Annotated in this window: 18 protein-coding genes; 11 read left to right on the top strand and 7 right to left on the bottom strand. The window is 41.9% G+C overall.

From position 1 onward, the window contains the following. The first annotated feature begins 16 nt into the window (after positions 1-16). The 7 genes from AMD01_RS06250 to AMD01_RS06220 all read left to right on the top strand — a co-directional run bounded on the left by AMD01_RS06250 (position 17) and on the right by AMD01_RS06220 (position 8143). Positions 17-463 carry a GNAT family N-acetyltransferase gene (locus AMD01_RS06250; RefSeq protein WP_053400547.1) on the top strand — a complete coding sequence of 149 codons (447 nt, stop codon included), beginning with the start codon at positions 17-19 and terminating at the stop codon, positions 461-463. Between the two features lie 44 nt (positions 464-507). Continuing rightward, positions 508-1248 carry an SDR family oxidoreductase gene (locus tag AMD01_RS06245; RefSeq protein WP_053400617.1) on the top strand — a complete coding sequence of 247 codons (741 nt, stop codon included), beginning with the start codon at positions 508-510 and terminating at the stop codon, positions 1246-1248. Positions 1249-1372: 124 nt separating this feature from the next. Next, positions 1373-3097 carry an ABC transporter ATP-binding protein gene (locus tag AMD01_RS06240; RefSeq protein ID WP_053400546.1) on the top strand — a complete coding sequence of 575 codons (1725 nt, stop codon included), beginning with the start codon at positions 1373-1375 and terminating at the stop codon, positions 3095-3097. A 47-nt stretch (positions 3098-3144) separates the two neighbouring features. Next, a complete protein-coding gene (locus AMD01_RS06235; RefSeq protein ID WP_053400545.1) occupies positions 3145-3369 on the top strand; it encodes a hypothetical protein in 225 nt (74 codons plus the stop codon). A 113-nt stretch (positions 3370-3482) separates the two neighbouring features. Continuing rightward, on the top strand, positions 3483-4157 hold the full coding sequence (locus AMD01_RS06230; protein WP_053400544.1) for a response regulator transcription factor: 675 nt from the start codon (positions 3483-3485) through the stop codon (positions 4155-4157). Beyond that, entirely contained in the window at positions 4154-5527 is a 1374-nt protein-coding gene (locus tag AMD01_RS06225; RefSeq protein WP_053400543.1) for a sensor histidine kinase, read from the top strand. Before AMD01_RS06230 ends, AMD01_RS06225 begins: the two co-directional genes overlap by 4 nt. A gap of 282 nt (positions 5528-5809) precedes the next feature. Then, positions 5810-8143, top strand: coding sequence for a heavy metal translocating P-type ATPase (locus tag AMD01_RS06220; RefSeq protein WP_245638902.1), 2334 nt, complete (start codon positions 5810-5812; stop codon positions 8141-8143). A gap of 46 nt (positions 8144-8189) precedes the next feature. On the opposite strand, the gene AMD01_RS06215 is transcribed toward AMD01_RS06220, so the two are convergent. Beyond that, positions 8190-8438, bottom strand: coding sequence for a hypothetical protein (locus AMD01_RS06215; RefSeq protein WP_245638901.1), 249 nt, complete (start codon positions 8436-8438; stop codon positions 8190-8192). 116 nt (positions 8439-8554) lie between these two features. On the opposite strand from AMD01_RS06215, the gene AMD01_RS06210 reads away from it, so the two are divergent. From AMD01_RS06210 to AMD01_RS06200, 3 genes are all read left to right on the top strand, one after another. Beyond that, positions 8555-8992, top strand: a complete 438-nt coding sequence (locus tag AMD01_RS06210) for a MarR family winged helix-turn-helix transcriptional regulator (RefSeq protein ID WP_053400541.1) — start codon at positions 8555-8557, stop codon at positions 8990-8992. A 6-nt stretch (positions 8993-8998) separates the two neighbouring features. Further along, positions 8999-9424, top strand: a complete 426-nt coding sequence (locus AMD01_RS06205; RefSeq protein ID WP_053400540.1) for an organic hydroperoxide resistance protein — start codon at positions 8999-9001, stop codon at positions 9422-9424. 136 nt (positions 9425-9560) lie between these two features. Further along, a complete protein-coding gene (locus tag AMD01_RS06200; protein WP_245638900.1) occupies positions 9561-10076 on the top strand; it encodes a CcdC protein domain-containing protein in 516 nt (171 codons plus the stop codon). Positions 10077-10127: 51 nt separating this feature from the next. Here the strand turns inward: AMD01_RS06200 and AMD01_RS06195 are convergent, their stop codons facing one another. The 5 genes from AMD01_RS06195 to AMD01_RS06175 form a co-directional block, all read right to left on the bottom strand. Then, the gene (locus tag AMD01_RS06195) at positions 10128-11756 is read right to left on the bottom strand and encodes a PAS domain-containing sensor histidine kinase (RefSeq protein ID WP_053400538.1); all 1629 of its coding nucleotides are present in this window, start codon (positions 11754-11756) and stop codon (positions 10128-10130) included. A gap of 192 nt (positions 11757-11948) precedes the next feature. Then, positions 11949-13859: an ABC transporter permease gene (locus AMD01_RS06190; protein ID WP_053400537.1), complete on the bottom strand. Its 1911-nt coding sequence runs from the start codon at positions 13857-13859 to the stop codon at positions 11949-11951. Next, complete coding sequence (locus tag AMD01_RS06185) at positions 13834-14604, bottom strand: ABC transporter ATP-binding protein (RefSeq protein ID WP_053400536.1); 771 nt, start codon at positions 14602-14604, stop codon at positions 13834-13836. The genes AMD01_RS06190 and AMD01_RS06185 overlap by 26 nt, the downstream gene beginning before the upstream one ends. Before the next feature lie 154 nt (positions 14605-14758). Then, positions 14759-15769 (bottom strand): sensor histidine kinase, encoded by a 1011-nt coding sequence (locus AMD01_RS06180; RefSeq protein WP_053400535.1) that lies wholly within the window; start codon positions 15767-15769, stop codon positions 14759-14761. Next, positions 15766-16461: a response regulator transcription factor gene (locus AMD01_RS06175; protein ID WP_053400534.1), complete on the bottom strand. Its 696-nt coding sequence runs from the start codon at positions 16459-16461 to the stop codon at positions 15766-15768. Before AMD01_RS06175 ends, AMD01_RS06180 begins: the two co-directional genes overlap by 4 nt. A 240-nt stretch (positions 16462-16701) precedes the next feature. On the opposite strand from AMD01_RS06175, the gene AMD01_RS06170 reads away from it, so the two are divergent. Beyond that, positions 16702-18027, top strand: coding sequence for a polysaccharide biosynthesis protein (locus AMD01_RS06170; RefSeq protein ID WP_053400533.1), 1326 nt, complete (start codon positions 16702-16704; stop codon positions 18025-18027). 28 nt (positions 18028-18055) lie between these two features. On the opposite strand, the gene AMD01_RS06165 is transcribed toward AMD01_RS06170, so the two are convergent. Then, the gene (locus AMD01_RS06165; RefSeq protein WP_053400532.1) at positions 18056-19861 is read right to left on the bottom strand and encodes a transglycosylase domain-containing protein; all 1806 of its coding nucleotides are present in this window, start codon (positions 19859-19861) and stop codon (positions 18056-18058) included. Between the last annotated feature and the right edge of the window lie 58 nt (positions 19862-19919).

Below are 19919 nucleotides of genomic sequence, written 5' to 3'. Positions count from 1 at the left end.
GGAGAAGGTTTAAGGTATGCAGAGTATTCATTCATCATTAGATTACTTCATTACTACGGATCAAGAGCTTTTTGATCAATCGTTTATATGTGACTATTTACATAATACGTCTTACTGGGCCAAAGGACGTCCCTACGACGTCATTCAAAAGTCTATACATAATTCGCTAAGTTTTGGTTTGTTTAAAGGAAGTCCATCGAATAAAAAGCAAGTTGGATTTGCTCGTCTCGTCACGGATCAGGCGACGTTCGCTTACTTAGCTGATGTATTCGTAGTAGAAGTAGAAAGAGGACAGGGGTTAGGGAAATGGATGGTCGAAACCGTTTTAACACACCCCGAAATAAGTGACATTAAGCGTGTGATGTTAGTAACAAATGACGCACATGATCTTTATGCGCAGTTTGGATTTACATCACTAGCAACACCTGAAAAGGTGATGGAACTGAAGCGACAGCGTCCATAATGAGAAAAAGATAGAGACGGGAGGAAATAACAGTGGGTTTGTTTATGAAGCTTCACGATCAGACAGCGATCGTAACAGGTGCAAGCAGCGGGATAGGTGAAGCGATTGCTCACGAATTAGCGCGTGAGGGAGCGAATATTGTATTAGCAGCCAGACGGAGCGACCGATTAGAAGCGTTAGCTTCTCAATTAGAAAAAAAACACGGAGCGAAAACGCTCGTTGTAAAAACAGATGTTACGAGGCGAGATGAGATGGAAAGACTCGTGCAAGAAGCAAAGGATGAATTCGGTACGATCGATATACTCGTTAATAATGCAGGCGTGATGCTCCTCTCTTTTTTAAAAAACGATCACGTCGATGAGTGGGAGCGAATGGTGGATGTGAACATTAAAGGCGTTTTGTATGGAATTCATGCCGTCCTTCCATCGATGATGGAACAAAAGCATGGACATATTATCAACGTTTCCTCTGTTGCGGGTCATGAAATTTTTCCGTCTAGCACCGTTTATAGTGCAACAAAATACGCGGTGCGAGCCATTTCACAAGGAATGGAGAAGGAGCTTTCCTCATCTGGACTGCGTGTGACTAACGTGTCGCCAGGAGCGGTTTCAACAGAGCTTACCCAGCACATTACGGACTCAGAAGTGAAGGAGATGTTTGCAAGTCGCCCTATGAATCCACTGCAGCCAACGGATATCGCAAATGCAGTAGTATACGCGGTCACACAGCCTGAGAGCGTAAATATTAATGAAGTCATCGTGCGTCCAACAAATAAAGTGATGTAAAGGCTGAAGTTTATCCATGAGAAATAGGTGGGCCAACAGAGCTTGTTGATGAGCGTATACATGTTTCTTTTTGAAGGAAATATGTGATAATGAGTAAGATTGAAACATAAAGGAGTACGTGTATATGACATCAACATCTTTTCAGTTTCGGAAGCTTTGGAGGCTAACGAAACCGCCTAAAGGAAAGCTAGGTGTTTCACTTGTGCTATCATTACTCAACACAGGTGTGTCCCTTGCGATCCCTATTTTTATTAAACAGCTGATGGATTCTTTTCAAAACGGCTTTTCTCCGTCTATGATTGGGCTCATTGTCGGTTTGTTTTTTGTTCAGATAGCTTCAAGCGCCGTGTCTCTCTTTTTGCTAGCGCAAATTGGACAAGCGGTTGTTGAACGTCTGCGAACAAAGCTTTGGAATAAATTCATTCATTTGCCAATCTCATTTTACGACCAAAACCGATCTGGGGAAATGGTCAGTCGCATCACAAATGATACGACAATTGTCATGAATCTATTGTCAACAGAGATGATCGAGTTTATTACGAATAGCTTATCTGTTATTGTAGCCATCATCATTTTAATTACGATTGATGTACCGATGACGTTAATTTTACTCGCCGCTATTCCAGTAACGTTTCTTGTCATTATGCCGATGGCAAGAAAGATGTATAAAATTTCGAAAGAACAGCAGGATCATATGTCAAAGCTTACGGCCTTTTTAGCGCAAATGCTTGGCGAAATTCGCTTGATCAAAGCTTATACAACGGAAAAATCGGAGTTTGATAAGGGGAAAGAATCGTTTCACTCCCTCTATCAGTTTGGGATTCGTCGTGCGAAAATCGAAGCGCTCATTTCTCCGATCATGAGCGCTGTGATGACAGGAGTGCTCATTGCGATTGTTGGTTTTGGAGCATACCGCGTTAGTGCTGCGTACATATCAGCCGGAGAGCTCGTCGCCTTTGTTCTTTATTTATTTCAAATCATGATACCGATTAGTTCTCTTACACGCTTTGTGACGAGCTTTCAGCAAACAAAGGGGGCATCCGAGCGGATTTTTCAAATTTTAGATGAAGCAGAAGAACCGTATGAGGACGGACTTGCTGTAAAAGAGGCGGGTGTTCTGACGTTTAATAACATCGCGTTTGGCTACGGCGAAGACCTTATTTTGAAAAATGTCTCCTTTTCTGCTCAGCCAGGTACGATGACAGCTTTTGTAGGTCCGAGCGGTGTAGGGAAATCAACGATCTTCTCTTTGATGGAACGTTTTTATGAACCTTCATCTGGTGAAATTCGTCTTAACGGCCAACGTAGTGACGCCTATCAGCTAAAAGATTGGCGTGCCTTATTTAGCTACGTGCAGCAGGACTCCCCGATTTTAGTCGGAACGATTCGAGAAAACATGATGTACGGCTTGCAGGGTGAAGTGACGGATCAGGAAATCAGGGAAGCTTCTACTCAAGCGAACGCGCATGAATTTATTAGCGGATTTCCACAAGGATATGACACGCTCGTTGGGGAACGCGGCATCAATTTATCGGGTGGTCAACGACAGCGGATTGCGATTGCACGTGCTATTCTTCGCAACCCTGAGTTTCTTCTATTAGATGAAGCAACGGCAAGTTTAGATTCAGAGTCTGAAAAGCTCGTGCAGCAAGCGCTAGAGTCAATGATGAAGGAGAAAACGTCGTTTGTCATTGCGCACAGGCTATCTACTGTTGTGAACGCCGATCAAATTATAGTCATGCAAAATGGAACGATTACTGGTGTCGGTACTCATGAGGAATTAATGAACACGCATGATTTTTACCGAGGACTTGTCAGACAGCAGTTTCAAGCAGGGGAAGAAAATTGAAACCAATGTGATGATGACTCGTATAAAAAGAAGAAGGGGGAGGTAAGATGGATTTAGAAAAACGTCCTGAAACAAGTATTGTCCCAAAAGAGGAAGTAGACGAGTTAAAAAAGCAGGTGGAAGTGCTACAAGAAGCTGTGGAGCATTTACATATAGAGTTGCAGGAAGCGAAGCTTAATCAACCGAAGCCTGTCATTACTAGTGATATGGTGGGGCAAATTGGCGGCATGATTTTAGGGGCATTAGCCATTATCGGAATTTTTTGGTTGTAGAGTGTAATAGGGGAAACAAGCAGGCCCATCTTTATAGGTGGGCTTGTTCATATTGAGTTCATATTTGTTGTGTAAGATAATAGAAACAAGATTAGAAGAGAAAAGGTGAACGCATGATACGCATATTAGTAGCAGATGATGATGCACATATTCGAGAACTTATTTCGATTTACATAAAAAAAGAAGGCTATCAGGTCATTGAGGCAGCAAACGGAGAAGAAGCGTGGGGAAAGATGGAAGAGTATCGAATTGACCTCGCAATCGTTGATATTATGATGCCGTTAAAAGACGGATGGAGCTTAACGAAGGAAATCAAAGAGTTTTTTGATATTCCCGTTCTTATCATCACTGCACGTGGTGAATCAAATGACAAATTAAAAGGATTTGATGCGGGCACCGATGATTATATCGTAAAACCATTCGATCCCCTTGAGATGATGGCTCGTGTGAAAGCACTATTACGCCGATATCGTATTGAAGCAAACAAGCTTATTCATATCGGGCAAACCAAGCTAGATCGTCAAAAGCTTGAGGTGAGCATGTCAGATCTAACCTTTGACCTTCCTTTAAAGGAGTTCGAGCTTCTGTTTTCATTAGCGAGCACACCAGGTAAAATTTTTACGCGTGATCAGCTTATTGAGAAAATTTGGGGATTTGACTATGGCGGAGATGAACGGACGGTCGATGTACACATTAAGCGAATACGCGAAAGGCTAGGCGGACACCAAACAGGCTTTGAAATTAAAACCATTCGAGGATTAGGCTACAAGCTTGAGGTGTGTGGATGACAAAGTCTATTTACTTGAAAATAGTCATTGCGTTCATTGGAACCATTGTGTTTAGTTTAATCGTGTCCTTTATTTTATCTACTTCCTTTCGTGACAAGGAAATTGATCAGCGCTTGCAAAAAGACATGTGGCAAGTAGGGAAAGAGTTCGTTCATTTATACGGAAAAGAGGATGCAAATGAGCTGGCGTCCTTTCTGCATCATACATCTTTTTTTCAGTATTCTTTTGTGATTTATGATGAAAACATGCATGTAGAGCGCCTTGGAAATTCCAAGCATCCGTTTCGAATTACGGAGGGGGACGTTCACAAGCTTCTGAAAACCTCAGACGATTATTTAGTCTCTAAGCCAAAGGACGGGCCTCCTATGGGAATGGTGATGGGAATTCCATTTACAGAAGATGGACAAAAATACGTGCTATTTTTACAGCCTGATCCGATTAAACCAAACAAAGCGATTCAAAACGTTCAGCTCGTGCAGCTACTTTCTATTTTGGTCGTAGGTATTTTATCGTTTGCGCTGTTATCTCGACAGCTCGTAAAGCCGATTCGTAAGCTGACGAAAGCGATGAAGGAAATCGGAAAAGGAAATTATAATATTCGCGTCGAGCATGAATCAGCCGATGAAATTGGACAATTGACGGAGCATTTTAATCATATGTCAAAAGAATTAAATAAAATTGAAACGATGCGCCGAGAATTTGTGGCGAGCGTGTCTCATGAAATTCAGTCACCCCTCACATCGATTCGAGGCTTTGCGAATGCGCTAAAAGAAGAACACATTTCCAGTGAAGATCGCCTTCGCTATTTAAGCATCATTGAAAAGGAAAGCAGTCGCCTCGCACAGCTTGGAGGAAATTTATTAAAGCTCGCGTCCCTTGACTCCGAGCATCACCCCGTTACGCTGTCGACCTATTCGCTTGATGAGCAGCTGCGAACGGTGATTTTAGCGCTAGAGCCTCAGTGGAGCGGGAAAGATTTAGAATTGGATTTAAATATGAACGCCGTTCGAATTACGGCAGACCGTGATCTGCTTGAGCAAGTATGGATGAATTTACTTACAAATAGCATGACCTATACATCAGAAGGTGGGAAAATTGGGGTTGCACTGAACGTAGAGAACGGATTCGCTTATTGTATCATTTCAGATAGCGGAATCGGTATTTCGAAAGAAGATCAGCGCTATATTTTTGAGAGCTTTTATAAGGCGGATAAATCTCGCGGTGGGAAAGGAAACGGATTGGGACTAGCCATTACAAAAAAAGTTGTGTCGATTCATAATGGTTCCATCGGATTAGAAAGTGAGATTGGAAAAGGATCGATCTTTACCGTCACGTTACCATTGAGTGGAGACAAGGAAAGTCGAATGTAACATCATTCGGCTTTTTTGATTTTTATATGTTTATTTGAACAATTACTCATATAAGGATGTTATAATTAAACGAAATAGTGAAAATATTAGGTGATTGCGTACAATCCAAACGTTTCTTTTCACATATACTATGGAAAGCGTTTATGAATAATTGCACATATATTCATTTGGTGAACAATGTTTAACAGCGAACTGATATGGTAGAAAGAACTTTTTCAGTTAAATCATTTAGGTCCACTTAGGAAATTCTATAGATGAAAGATGAAATGGGAGGCATCGGTGGTGGAGAAACAAAAAACAAAACAAGAATTCATATTAGAAGGGCTCAATTGTGCGCACTGTGCGTCGAAAATTGAACACTCTATTCAACAAATAAATGATGTTGAAAACTGCATCGTCAATTTCGCGACAAAAACGCTGTCTTTTGATAGCCCTGTAACGTCAATAAGTGAAACATCGAAGGAAGCAGAACGGATTGTTCAGAAAATCGAACCTCACGTTCAAGTAAAACCGAAGGAAACGCACGCGATTACTTTAACGTTAGAAGGTCTCCATTGTGCAAACTGTGCGAATAAAATTGAACATGAAACCGCAGGATTAGAAGGCGTTCGTGAAGCAAGATTGAATTTTTCTACGAAAAAGTTAACCATTACAGGCGCTGATTTTGCTCAGCGTGAAGACGTGATCTCACGCGTGAAGCAAATTGTGAAGCGCTTGGAGCCAGATGTACAGGTGGTGGATTCCGAGGAAGAATCTTCTGCTTCACCAACGAAAAAGACGTTCACCCCGCTACTTGCGAGGTTAGGTATTGGTGGGGTGATGACCGCAGTAGCGGCTATTTTTTCCCTTCCTTTTGAACTCGAGCTTTCCCTGTTTATATGTGCGTATGTACTAGTAGGGGGAGACGTCGTTTTACGGGCGATGCGAAACATATGGCGAGGTCAGGTGTTCGATGAGCATTTTTTAATGGTTATCGCCACCATTGGTGCATTTGCGATCGGGCAATACCCTGAAGCCGTTTCCGTCATGCTGTTCTATCAAGTGGGTGAGCTCTTTCAAAGCCTAGCCGTCAACCGCTCTCGTGCATCCATTAGTGCGTTAATGGATATAAAACCTGAATATGCGCACGTAAAGCGAAACGGAGAAACGAAAAAAGTGTCACCTGAGCTTGTGAAGCGAGGGGAGTACATTGTCGTCAAACCAGGAGAGAAAATTCCGCTTGACGGTCATGTAGTAGAGGGACAGTCTACGCTTGATACATCCGCGCTCACAGGTGAGTCACTGCCTCGAAATGTGGAAGTAGGAAATGATGTAGTAAGTGGAAGCATTAATTTAAACGGGTTGCTTACCATTGAAGTAACGAAGCCTTACAAGGAGTCAACGGTCGCGAAAATTTTAGAGCTTGTGGAGCATGCAAGCAATCGCAAAGCGCCAACAGAAAATTTCATTACGAAGTTTGCTCGTTATTACACACCTGCAATTGTTGTAGGGGCTGCTGCACTCGCTGTTCTTCCACCGCTTTTTGTAACGGGTGCGACCTTTTCAGAATGGCTATACCGCGCACTTGTCTTTCTAGTCATTTCATGTCCGTGTGCACTAGTAATCTCCATCCCGCTTAGCTTTTTCGGGGGAATTGGTGGAGCTTCAAAGCGTGGTATTTTAGTAAAAGGAAGCAACTTTTTAGAAGCGCTTCAGCAAGTCAAGTATGTGGTTTTTGATAAAACTGGCACCTTAACAAAAGGTACATTTACAGTGACAGACGTTCATACACAAACCGTATCAAAAGATGAACTTGTTGCCTATGCAGCACATGCAGAAGCGTTCTCAACGCATCCTATTGCGGGGTCTATTCGAGCCTTTTATAAGGAAAAGATCGATGGAAAGCAAATTGCGAACTATCAGGAAACAGCTGGGTATGGAACAGAAGCCATGATTTACGGCCGCAGCGTTCTTGCAGGTAATGAAAAATGGATGGAACAACATGAAATTAAGTGTCCATCTATTGAAACAATTGGAACGCTTGTGTATATAGCGGTAGACGGGAAATATGCCGGTCACCTCGTTATTTCAGATGAAATAAAGCCAGATGCCAAGGCCGCAATTAATGCACTTAAGCGTCTAGGTGTGAAGAAAACGATCATGTTGACTGGCGATGCGAAAAGGGTGGCCAAACAGGTAGGTGAGAACGTAGGTGTTGACCAAATCTACGCCGAGCTTCTGCCTCATCAAAAGGTCGAGCAATTTGAAAAAGTAGACGAAGTGAAAGCAAAGCGTGAGAAAGTGATTTTTGTCGGGGACGGTATTAATGATACACCCGTTCTTGCTCGCGCCGATGTTGGGATTGCAATGGGCGGACTCGGCTCTGATGCAGCGATTGAAGCAGCGGATGTGGTCATTATGACCGATGAACCGTCAAAAATTGCCGAAGCGATTCACATTGCGAAAAAAACGAAGTCGATCGTATGGCAAAACATTGTGTTTGCACTAGGTGTAAAGGGCATCTTTCTTCTTCTTGGTGCTTTTGGCATTGCGACGATGTGGGAAGCGGTGTTCTCAGATGTCGGTGTGACGCTTCTCGCCGTACTTAATGCAATGCGAGTGCTAAAAAGCGAATAATAAAAAAGGAACTTCTCTCATGAGCAAGTTCCTTTTTTATTTCGGATTATGAACGTACCTCAAAATGCGCGTTAAACCAAAAATCCTCCTCTAATGTTGAAAAGGCAGATAAGAGATGAGGATGATTTTCTTCATCCATTGTGATCCACTGACCGTTGGCATCTTGCGAAATCGTGTACGTATTACCTTTCCTAAATAACACCACTGGGGGATGTACTTCGACGTAATCGTTCAGTTTTTTAAGAACATCTTCTTTGCAATAAATTAACTCCATACGTGTCACCTCAATTTTCATGTTTTACTATTATCCCACCAGTCATTGTCTTGGTCAATAAAAGAAGCTGTCCTTGCATTTTATGAGGTATTGTGTGAAACTTAATTGTGTGCGATTAAAATTGGTAGGTGCTTAAAATGAATGATCAAACGTTAAAATTAGAAAATCAGCTATGCTTTGCGGTATATGCCTGTTCAAAAGAAATTACAAGCATGTATCGACCCCTGCTGACCAAACTAGATCTTACGTTTCCACAATACTTAGTCATGCTCGTTCTATGGGAACACAAAGAAATGAGTGTCAAAGAGCTAGGAGCTCAATTATTTTTAGATTCCGGCACGCTTACCCCAATGTTAAAGCGTATGGAAACCGGTGGATTAGTGACTCGTCTTCGCTCCGAAATGGATGAGCGCATTGTGATGATTAGATTAACGGAAAAAGGGTATTCTTTAAAAGGAGAGGCGGCATGTATACCAGAAGAGGTAGCGCCGCGATTTGGTATTTCAACCGAAGAGTACATCAAGCTGTTAAAACAGCTACATCACATTACGCAAACACTACAAAAAGGAGATTGATGAATCATGAAACCAATGTACACAGCAAAAGCAACAACAGTAGGCGGACGTGACGGACACGTTAAATCAAGCGACGGAGTATTGGATTTAAACGTAGCGACACCGAAGGAAATGGGCGGAAAAGGCGGCGACGCAACGAACCCTGAACAGTTATTTGCAGCTGGATATTCTGCGTGCTTTGACAGCGCTCTGAACCTTGTGATCAATAAAAAACGCATCAAAGAGGTTGAGGGAACGGAAGTAACAGCAGAAGTAAGCATTGGAAAAGATGAGTCAGATAACGGATTTAAAATTGCAGTGGAGCTTATCGTAAAAGTAAAAGGCGTACCACAGGATCAAGCCCAAGAGCTTGTGGAAGCGGCACACCAAGTATGCCCATACTCTAAAGCAACTCGCGGTAATGTTCAAGTCAATTTAACAGTAGCAGAATAATGACAGAAGCTTTCCTATCAAGGAAAGCTTTTTTTTTTTGCTTAGATAACGTTTACGCTTCTTTTTATCCATTTAATGGTATTTTCGGATGTGATATAATGAGACATCTTCACATACGTTAAATGAAAGAGGTGAAATGATGCACGTACAGCCCTACATCTATTCATTTGTTATTATTGCATTCATCTTATACCGGCGAATTAAAAGAAGTATTGGTTTTCAGCTGTTTAAAACGAGGCGTCTTTTTATTAGAGCAATCCTTTTTTCCGTCATCGCCGTTTTGTTGTTGATAAACAGCGCTGTTCATCCTATTTCTTATTTGTACGATGCGATCGGAATTGTTGGCGGAATTATCCTGCTTAGCTATGCCCAAAAGCACAGTCAGCTCGAAATGCGCGAAAATCTTCTATATTATCGCACTCATATTTGGATCGAATCAATTGTTCTATTGTTATTTTTAAGCCGCTTTCTTTATCGTTTCATCCAAATCATGAAAATTGATCCTGAAACGCAGGCGAGCTACGGAAAGCATTTTGCGAGTGATCCGCTTACGATGATCGTTTTCTTTTTGCTAGCGACCTATTATATCGGTTATAACCTTTATATTTACGGAAAAGGGAAAAAATATTTGGACATGAAGCCCGTTTCATGAGAGTCCTAGCAAAAGAGCCTTGCATTCTATCGTTAGAATGCAAGGCTCTTTTTAGGCATGTGTTTCAGGAAACGTCACGATAACGGTTGTCCCGATACCGACTTCACTTTCATATTGAATGGTTCCACCATGCGAATGAATAATCCGGTGCGTAATGGTAAGTCCAAGCCCCGTTCCTTTTTCTTTGGAAGAATAAAACGGTTCGCCGAGGTGCTTAATCCGATCTCTTTCAATTCCTATTCCGTTGTCTTGAACGATCACTTGGATGCTTTCTTCCTGCTTCATAATCCGAATGTCTATCTTTGTAGCGGAAGCTTCCACCGCATTTTTGATTAAGTTAATAAAAATCTGTTTCAACTGATCCGTTTCACCCAATAGTAGGGAAGGACCTTCACCGCTATAGCTTACATCAATGGATGCGCCGTAATAATGCGCCTGTGAATCCATCAAATTCTTAACACCTATTAATAAATCGAAGATGTTACAGCGAGAAAGAGGGGTTTCCTGAGGTTTTGCTAACATCAGAAGTTCACTGACAATCCGATTAATCCGATTTAATTCATCGATCATAATGCTATAGTAGTGCTGGTGCTTTTCATCCTCTTGTTCCAACAACTGAACAAATCCTTTTAAAGAAGTAAGAGGGTTCCGTACTTCATGTGCCACGCTTGCTGCAAGCTCACCAACAACAGATAGCTTTTCACTTTTTCGCAGACGTTCCTGTGTTTCGCGGATGACCGTGACGTCTTTTCCGTAGCAAATAACGCCTTTGATCTCATCATTCACAATCATCGGAACAGAGGTGCAATGAAGTAAAACGGATTGTCCGCCTTGATTGAGAAACTGCACGTCTCCATTTCGCGTTCCTTTTCGACTTGTGACGATTCTTCGAATAATCTTTTGTACTTCAGAAGCCGTTACTTTTTCGAGAAGACGACAAACAGGACGTCCCATAAGTTCTTCATATGTATAACCGAGTGCGTTTAAAAATTGGGTGTTAACGTCTTGTATGCGTCCAGTGAGGTCCATCATAAATACAGGTTCAGGATTGTAATCGAATAGTGATTTGTATTTTTGCTCGCTTTCGTTTAAGCGATTTTCCATTTCAACTCGCTGTGTAATATCGCGCCCAATAATGACTAGACCTTTACGTGATCCGTCATGCATAAAGAGAGGAACCTTAATTGTATCAAACGTTTTGTACGTTCCGTCTGGTAGCGGAATCTTTTCTTCAAATCGTGTTACCTTTCCGTTCATCCAGACCTGCTCATCACTTCCCGTGCAAGCTTGAAGCGCTTCTGAAAAGTTCGGGGAGTATGTCGCAAGCTGCTGGTCTGTTTTCCCTTTGTATGGAATATCTTGAAGTTGAAAAAGCTCTAGCCCAAAATCATTTGCTTCAATCCACCGGCCTTCACCGTCTTTAAAATTAACGAAATCGACCATAGAATTAATCAAGGTAGATAATCGTTCTTCTTCTTCCTGAAGTTTTGAAAATTTCTCTTTTCGATGCAAATAGAGGTATAAAAACAAAGCAGAGGCGCCAACAAATACATAGCCTTTGACGCTTTGAAGAAGTTGGATAGCGTCTTGATCAAAGGAAGCGCTGACAAGGTCATCGGTCACATACAGCCAAGTAACTCCAATCAGTACGTAGAGTAGCGTAATTTTTAATTTTCCCATAGACTAGTCCTTTCGTTCAATCAATCAATCTTATTTTAAGTTGTATAATAGAAAAAAACAAAGGGAAAAATGACCACTTTCATGGTTAAACATCTTATTTTGTGCATCAATCGAGTGTTTTTATCAAAATTATTTTATGACGTAGGCAGACAAAAACACTCAGAGCAAGACGATTACTCTGAGTGCAGAAAATTACGCGGTAAAAATCCCTTTTTTAATATGAAACAGATAACGAGATCGAATGATAAGGAAATAGATGATTTGAAACAGCGCAAATGCGCCTAGCACAATCCCCGTTCTGCCCGCGATCGACAGTGAGAAAAAGCTTTGTAACGCCATAAACGCAAACACGCTGTGAATAACGGCGATGATGATGGGAATGAAAAACAACAGTGAAAGCTGTGTCGTAATAATTTTATTTAGTTCCTTCACTGTTAATCCGACACGTGAAATGGTCGCATACTGTCGTTTGTCGTACTCCAAGTCTGTATATAGCCTGAAATAAAGGAAACTTCCAGCGGCAATGAAGAAAACACAGCCTACAAGCAACACGACAAATAGCATCATTTTATACAATTGCATCGTTTGAGCATAAGCGTCTCCTAACGAAACGTAGTTAAACGAAGCCTTCGACATCGGATCTAACTGCTTTTCAATCGCAGCTCCAATTCCTTTTGTATGCTTCCAGTCCTTCACATAATATCCCGTGTATGTGCGTAGGGGGGCAGATGATGCTAATTTGTCATACGTGTCGTTTGAGACCACAAGCTGCAAATAATCGTTTTGATAGGCAGGTAGGACAATTTTTTTCACGTATCCTCGTGAACGGAGTGTAGAAGTTTGTCCCTCAATCTCAATATTTCCTTTCTTCTCATCATTTCCTTGCATCATCGAAGACGATTGAACAAAGTAAGCATTACGATTGCTCACCTGAATAGGCTTAACATGAAGAGGACGAGCAAGCTTATTAAAGTTTTTCTCAGATAAAACGGTCACGGTTTGTCCGTTTTTATTTCCATTTTTCATGTGGATCACGGCTTTTTTTAAGACGATTTCGTTCTTTTTGTAAGCAAGTCCTTGCTTTTCAAGATCCTGCTCAATTATGTTAAGGTGTTTGGCCTTTTCCTGGTTTTGCGCTGTTGAATAGTAGGAAACGGCATAAGGATAGTTAAGATGGTATTCATCGCCTGTCACTGTAAACGAAACGAGTGTTCCAACTGCACAAAAGGACGTAGTGGATACAACGGTTACGAGAAAAAACATGCGGGCATTATCTTTCATACGGTAGACGAGGTCAGAGATGACTATCACGTTCGTTTTGTTCCAGTAGAACACTTTATTTTTCTTCACTATTTTTAATAGAAAGATACTAAGTTGTGTATAAAGGAAATACGTCCCGATAATGACCATAATAATAACGGGAAAGAAGCGGAAACCAATCGTTAACACGGTTGACGTTGCAGCAAGATAGTAACCACCACTTAAAAGAACAGCAGCAAGTAGAGATAGTAGAATAGATGATTTCGGTTCCTTTTTCGGCTTTTGACTGCCTTGAAACAAATCGATTAACTTGTTTGTTCGCACAAATAAACTCGTAAATAAGGAGATAATGAAAAATAAGATCATAAATGAGCCAATGGTGAGTGTAAGTGATCGAGAAGGGAGCTGGAACGATAAATAATCAATTTCTAAAATGTTCGCACCCATCATTAAGAAGAGCTTTCCAAAGACGATTCCTACCAAAATCCCGGCAATTAACGAGGCAATTCCAATGAGCATATTTTCAAGAAAAACCATCGTATTTAGCTGTCGCCTAGACATACCGGTCATAATAAAAATCCCAAATTCTTTTTTTCTAGATTTTAAGAAGGCGCTGACGGAATAAAGAACAAAAAAGAATGAAAATACGTAAATAATGTACTCTGCTGCTTTCATTCCTTGAATAGCAATCCCACCGTTCACACCTGATTTCACGTCAGGGTGAAAGATAAAAAGAGAATAGACGAAAAAAACGGATACAGAGAAGGCGCTGCTCAAGAAATAAGCGGCATATGTCCGCTTATTTCTGAACACGTTTTTAATAACGAGCTGTCGAAAGTTCATGTGCATCACCGCCTAACACTGAAAGCATGTCGATAATTTGTTGGAAAAATGCTTGTCGATTTGCCCCTCGATAAATTTCATTGTATAGCTGTCCATCTTTAATGAAAATGACGCGGCTACAGTAGCTAGCAGCTAACGCATCGTGTGTCACCATCATCATAGTAGAACCTTCTGATTGGTTGAGGTGCTCGAGTGTTTCCATCACGTCTTTGGACGATTTTGAATCAAGATTTCCGGTTGGTTCGTCTGCAAGAAGAAGCTCAGGCTTGTGAATCATCGCTCGAGCGATCGCCGTACGCTGCATCTGCCCACCAGAGATTTCATACGTACGCTTTTTTAAAATTTGATCAATACCCAGTTTTTTCGTAATGTCAACGAGTCTCTTGTTCATTTCACTGACGCTGACGCCGTCTAATGTAAGGGGGAGAATGATGTTCTCCTCGACCGTTAACGTATCCAAAAGGTTAAAATATTGAAAAACAAACCCAAGCTTGCGGCGGCGGAAAAGCGCAATATCATTCTTTTTCAAGCCATGAGGGTTTTGACCATTCACAGTTACTTCACCAGATGTTGGTGAATCGATGGTTGATACCATGTTAAGTAACGTTGTTTTCCCGCTCCCAGATGGCCCCATAATACCGACGAATTCTCCTTTATCCACCGTAAAGTTAATGTTATCAAGCGCTTTATAAGATACTTTTCCTTCATAAATCTTTGATAAATGACGAACATCTAATACTGACATTGTGTACAATCTCCTTTCGCTTTGTGCGCGTGTTAAGTTCTTTAAAATCTATCTCTATTGTAGCCAAAAGAGATGTAGCAGTACCATCTGTTATCCTTACAGTCACCTTACAGTTTTGTAAGAAAGGAAAAATGAAAAAAGGTAGCAGTGAGCGCTACCTTGAAGATGGGGAATCAGTTCCACCCAAGTCTTCCTGAAAAATGAGGCGGACGGTTGTCCCGACGTCTACTTTTGACTCTAATTCTATTCGGTGATTAAGCTGCTTACAGATTTCTTTTGCAAGATAGAGTCCCATGCCCGTTGATTCCTGATATTTTCGCCCGTTTTCACCCGTAAAATAAGGGTCAAATACCCGTTTTAAATCTTGCGACGGAATACCTACGCCTTCATCTCTAATTTCCAGCGCCACTTGTTTGCCGCGGTGAAATGCCTGAATCGTCATTTTTTGACTGTGGCTCGCTGAATATTTTACCGCATTGGTCAATAGTTGAATCAGAACAAAAGAAAGCCATTTTGTATCAGAAGCAACAACGATACTCGGGTTGATATCTACGCTCGGAAAGACGCGATTGCGAATGAATAAGCGCTTTTGTTCAGAGGTGATGGAGGACATAAGTGCTGCGAGCGGCACCGTTTCGGCTTTAAAATCACGAGAGAACGTCTCAAGGCGAGCCGTATATAAAATCGTATCGAGTCCTTTTTTTATTCGATCCATTTCATCTTGAATGCTATCAAAAGCAGGGTGATCCTCCTTTTGAAGAATGAGATGAACAACAGAAACGGGCGTTTTCATTTGGTGGACCCATTGGTTAATAAAGGTCACGTGCTGGTCGAGCTTGGCCTTTAGAGAATGGGTATTATTCTGAAAGTGACTGTACTGACTTTGTAGAAGCTCGTGAAGATCCGTGCCTAGTGGACTATCTCCGTAATCAGCAATGCTTTCGTCCAAATGAGTTAATTTTGTTGAAAGACGCGCATAAAACTTTCGGTGCGTTATATAACGAAACGTTAAATAAGTGCCATACAACACAAAGCTGATCAGCACCGCGTACCAAATGGTTGATGAGCGGTGGCTATTATCTAACCAATAGATGAGGCTTGTAATGGCTACCTGAACAAGGAAAAAAATCGTAAGAGGGAGGTGCTCCCGCAAAAATAGCTTCATGGCTGAGATCTCCACGTCGGCTTCATCATATAGCCAGCTCCCCGCACCGTTTCAATCGCTCCGTCAATGCCAAGCTCCTTGAGTTTTTTTCTCGCTCGTGTCATATACACGTTCAGCGTATTGTCATCCACAAACGGCTGATCGTCCCAAATTTTCTCGAGCAAGCGATCGCGACTGACGACTAGCTCTAGGCGATCCATCAAAGCTTCCAAAAGCTTCATTTCGGTATGACTCACTTCTAACCGCTGCTCGCCGAAGGTTAATTCTAATCGCTCTGGAAAGAGAGTGAGTCCGTGTGCCTCAACGGTACGCTCGCCTGTCGGAGAAGCATATGTACCGTATGCGCGGCGCAGGTGGCTTCGGATTTTGGCGAGAACGATGTCGTAATCAAACGGCTTTGTGATATAGTCATCCGCACCGTTCTCAAGCGCCATCACTTGATCCATCTTGCCGTCACGAGCCGAAATGAACATAATAGGGCAGTTTGAAACCATCCGAATTTGTCGGCACCAATAGTATCCATCAAACTTTGGTAAGTTCACATCTAGTAAAACAAGCTGGGGCTGAAGGCGATGAAAATCATGCATCACATTGTCGAACGAGACGGCACAGCTCGCCTCCAGTCCATATTTTTGTAAGTGTGATAGAAGAAGATCACAAATTTTCGGATCATCCTCAACAACCATAATCATATGTATTATCTCCTCTCAATCGATGTCTAATAAGTATGTCTCACGCTATTGTAGCAAAAGAAGGAGGGGGACGAAATAACAATTGTTAAAAATATCCTCTTGCTTTCTTTTTAATAGGTCTAAACACCTAAATGAAAGACACTCTCTTTTGTCCGTGTAGTGCTCCTTGAGAATTCTTGTCCTTTTTTTAAGGACGTGACATATACATAGAGTAAGGAAGTTGATAAGGGAGATTCGTTTATGAATGCATTTTTAAAAGGAACATTCGTCCTAGCATCTGCTGCTTTTTTAGGGGAGCTAGTAGAGTTTTTAGTAAACATGATTTTAGCAAGAGAATTAGGGAAAGAAGGAATGGGGATCTACATGTCGGTTCTACCGATTATTTTCTTAATCGCAACCGTCGCAAGTCTTGAGTTTCCTATTTCCATCGCTAAATTTATCGCAGAGCATGATCGAAAAGAGCATCGTCATATGATGAAACATGCGACGAGGTTTGCCTTATTTATGACCGTCATTTTCTTTTGTTTAACAGCTGTAGTTGTATTTAGCTTTCCGGTTCTATCTCATTATCACCCGATGCTCAATCGAATTGTTCTCATTTTTATTCCCATTGTGGCGTTCTCTGCAATATTACGCGGTTACTTCACAGGGAAAAACAGAATGACAACGATTGCCGTATCCAATTTTATTCGCAAAGCCGTTCAGCTTACGCTTCTTTTCCTATTGTTTCGTACGTTTTCTTTTGAGAGTGCCGAGCTTTCCATGCTTGCGGCAGTAGGGGCACTCGTTGGAACAGAGGCGGTTATTTTAATCTATTTTTTCTTTTCCTATTTTACCTCACTGAACGTCATTACAAAATCACACCGCCCGACGCTTCAACCGAAGGAAATCCGCCATAAGCTTTTGGCTGTCTCACTTCCAACAACAGGGCTTCGTTTATTTAATGCCCTAGCCAACGCAATCCAGCCATTTTTGATCAAAAAAGCATTGGTTCTATCTGGTATGAGCATAAGTGTTGCGACGCAACACTTCGGGATTTTAATGGGGGTGGCGGCAACCATCGGGTTCTTTCCAGCCTTTTTTGCGCACTCGATTCTCGTTGCGCTCATCCCAGCCGTATCTGAGGCTCAGATTAAACAAGATTCAGCAAAACTTCAAGAACTTCTGCAACAGTGTATGAAGATGACCTTTACATATGGCATTCCGTCGGTTGTTGTGATGTATGTATTTGCTCATCCGTTAACGAATTTGTTTTTTCACTCAACGGAAGCGGTCTATTATTTACAAAACCTGTGGCCATTTTTTCTTTTCCATTATTTTTCAATTCCACTACAGGCGTATCTAATCGGACTAGGACTTGTAAAAGATGGGTTATATCATACGATTTGGGCACATATTATCTCATTCGGCATGATTTATCTGCTCGGATCTCAGCAAGAAATTGGCATGCACGGCATCATCATGGGTCTCAATGCAGGAGCAGTTCTCCTCATGTTGCTTCATTATGTGACGGTGTGTAGAGCCATTGGGGTCACGTTAATTTTATGGCGTACGAAGAAAACGTAAAAATCCCACAAGCTAGTGGGATTTTTTATTACGGCAAACTTCTCAACGTATTGCGGAAGATTCGAGCAGGTACGTCACCGCCGCCGCTGCGGAGATAGTGGCTGTTATCAGTTCGATCGAATCCAGCATGAATAACGAGCAGATTCTTGTCTGTATAACCAGCGAACCAGGCGTCTTTATTGGCCACACGGTTTGATGATTGCCAGAGCGTTGTGCCTGTTTTACCCGCAACATCTTCGTTATAAAGTTGCGCACGATGACCCGTACCGTATGATTTATCGACTACTTTCATAAGCATTTCGTTCATTTGATCCGCATGTTCTTTACTCATCATCTCTTTCGTTTGAAGTTCTTTCGATTGAATAACCCCATCTGGAAATACGATTTTTTTAATCGCACGCGTTTCTTCAAGGACCCCATCATTGGCAAAGGTAGTATAAGCCTGTGCCATTTGAAGAGGAGAGGCACCTTTTGTTAGTCCACCTAGCGCAAGGGCAAGGTTTTTGTCTCCTTTATCTAACGGAATTCCGCTCTCCGTGACGAAGTCGTAGCCTTTGCTGACTCCGATTTCATTTAGGAGAGTCACGGTTGCCACATTCAACGATCGAACAAGTGCTTCTTCTACCGTTACTTTTCCAAAATATTCGCCTCCAGCATTTTTTGGCTTATAGCCATTAAAGTCGGTTCCACGCTCATCCTTTAAGGTTGAGTCAGGAGTCCAATCATTTGTCTCGAGTGCAGGGGCATAGACAGCCAGTGGTTTAATGGAAGAGCCAGGCTGATAAGGAACAGTGGCTCGGTTTAAACCATTTTGCTTATAGCTTCGCCCGCCGTACATTGCTTGAATCATCCCGTTTTTTGGATTGAGCGCCGCTGCACCAATTTCAACTTTTTGATCAGAACGGTCATCCGCAAAATAAAATTGATCAACGGCCTGATTTAGAGATTCTTGAAGATCAGGATCAAAGTCCGTATAAATTTTATATCCACCTTTATACAGGGCTGCTCTTGTAACGCCGTACGTTTTACCTGCATCTTTTACAATGTAATCAATAAATGCTTGATTCGGACTTTGTTCTTTCGAAGGAACGCTTACTTGTTCAATGTCTTCGTTTTTCGCATCTTTTAATTGCCCCTCAGTAATGACCCCACTATTATACATAAGTTGAAGAACGACATCCCGGCGCTGTTTGGTGAGCTTTGGATCGTTGCTTGGCGAATATTTACTCGGAGCCTTCGGTAGTCCTGCTAGAATGGCTGCTTCGCTCACGCTCAGGTCACTCGCATCTTTTTGGAAGTAAAGCTTTGATGCAGCTCCAATGCCGTATACGCCGCTTCCAAAGTACACTTGATTTAAGTACAATTCGAGAATCTGGTCTTTGGATAGCTTATTTTCCAACGCATAAGAGAGGATTACCTCTTTAAACTTTCGTGTGAAGGTCTTTTCATTCGTTAAAAATAAATTTCGAGCGAGCTGCTGGGTAATGGTACTCGCTCCTTCTGCTTTACTAAACGTGACGATGTTTTTGGTCGTCGCGCGGAAAATACCTTTAAAATCAATGCCGCCATGATCATAAAACCGCTTATCTTCTGTAGAGATAAACGCCATGCGAACATAATCAGGCAAATCGCTTAAATCCACATTCTCGCGGGGAACCGTTGTATAGAGTTTGTCGATTTCGTCGCCGTCTTTATCGTATAAGACGGTACTCTCAGCGGCCGCTAGCTTTTTCGCGTCAATATGTCGGATATCCCGAATAGTTTGAAAGGAACAGCCTGACAGTAGCAGCGTGACCATCCCGACCATAACTAGAAACAATGAAATTTTTCTCATAGTAACCTCGTTGCAATAGATTTTCTCTATGTGAGAGAAGAGCTTGTTATACGTAGTA

Source organism: Priestia koreensis (assembly GCF_001274935.1).
GTDB classification, from domain to species: Bacteria; Bacillota; Bacilli; order Bacillales; family Bacillaceae_H; genus Bacillus_AG; species Bacillus_AG koreensis.
This window is presented reverse-complemented; position numbering and strand designations above follow the sequence as displayed.

Excerpts from the sequence above, each read along its gene's own strand:
- AMD01_RS06245 (WP_053400617.1), top strand. The coding sequence starts at position 508 with ATGAAGCTTCACGATCAGACAGCGATCGTAACAGGTGCAAGCAGCGGG.
- AMD01_RS06205 (WP_053400540.1), top strand. The coding sequence starts at position 8,999 with ATGAAACCAATGTACACAGCAAAAGCAACAACAGTAGGCGGACGTGAC.
- AMD01_RS06180 (WP_053400535.1), bottom strand. The coding sequence starts at position 15,769 with ATGAAGCTATTTTTGCGGGAGCACCTCCCTCTTACGATTTTTTTCCTT.
- AMD01_RS06190 (WP_053400537.1), bottom strand. The coding sequence starts at position 13,859 with ATGAACTTTCGACAGCTCGTTATTAAAAACGTGTTCAGAAATAAGCGG.
- AMD01_RS06170 (WP_053400533.1), top strand. The coding sequence starts at position 16,702 with ATGAATGCATTTTTAAAAGGAACATTCGTCCTAGCATCTGCTGCTTTT.
- AMD01_RS06250 (WP_053400547.1), top strand. The coding sequence starts at position 17 with ATGCAGAGTATTCATTCATCATTAGATTACTTCATTACTACGGATCAA.
- AMD01_RS06185 (WP_053400536.1), bottom strand. The coding sequence starts at position 14,604 with ATGTCAGTATTAGATGTTCGTCATTTATCAAAGATTTATGAAGGAAAA.
- AMD01_RS06215 (WP_245638901.1), bottom strand. The coding sequence starts at position 8,438 with ATGAAAATTGAGGTGACACGTATGGAGTTAATTTATTGCAAAGAAGAT.
- AMD01_RS06230 (WP_053400544.1), top strand. The coding sequence starts at position 3,483 with ATGATACGCATATTAGTAGCAGATGATGATGCACATATTCGAGAACTT.
- AMD01_RS06195 (WP_053400538.1), bottom strand. The coding sequence starts at position 11,756 with ATGGGAAAATTAAAAATTACGCTACTCTACGTACTGATTGGAGTTACT.
- AMD01_RS06210 (WP_053400541.1), top strand. The coding sequence starts at position 8,555 with ATGAATGATCAAACGTTAAAATTAGAAAATCAGCTATGCTTTGCGGTA.
- AMD01_RS06175 (WP_053400534.1), bottom strand. The coding sequence starts at position 16,461 with ATGATTATGGTTGTTGAGGATGATCCGAAAATTTGTGATCTTCTTCTA.
- AMD01_RS06240 (WP_053400546.1), top strand. The coding sequence starts at position 1,373 with ATGACATCAACATCTTTTCAGTTTCGGAAGCTTTGGAGGCTAACGAAA.
- AMD01_RS06235 (WP_053400545.1), top strand. The coding sequence starts at position 3,145 with ATGGATTTAGAAAAACGTCCTGAAACAAGTATTGTCCCAAAAGAGGAA.
- AMD01_RS06225 (WP_053400543.1), top strand. The coding sequence starts at position 4,154 with ATGACAAAGTCTATTTACTTGAAAATAGTCATTGCGTTCATTGGAACC.
- AMD01_RS06165 (WP_053400532.1), bottom strand. The coding sequence starts at position 19,861 with ATGAGAAAAATTTCATTGTTTCTAGTTATGGTCGGGATGGTCACGCTG.
- AMD01_RS06200 (WP_245638900.1), top strand. The coding sequence starts at position 9,561 with ATGATGCACGTACAGCCCTACATCTATTCATTTGTTATTATTGCATTC.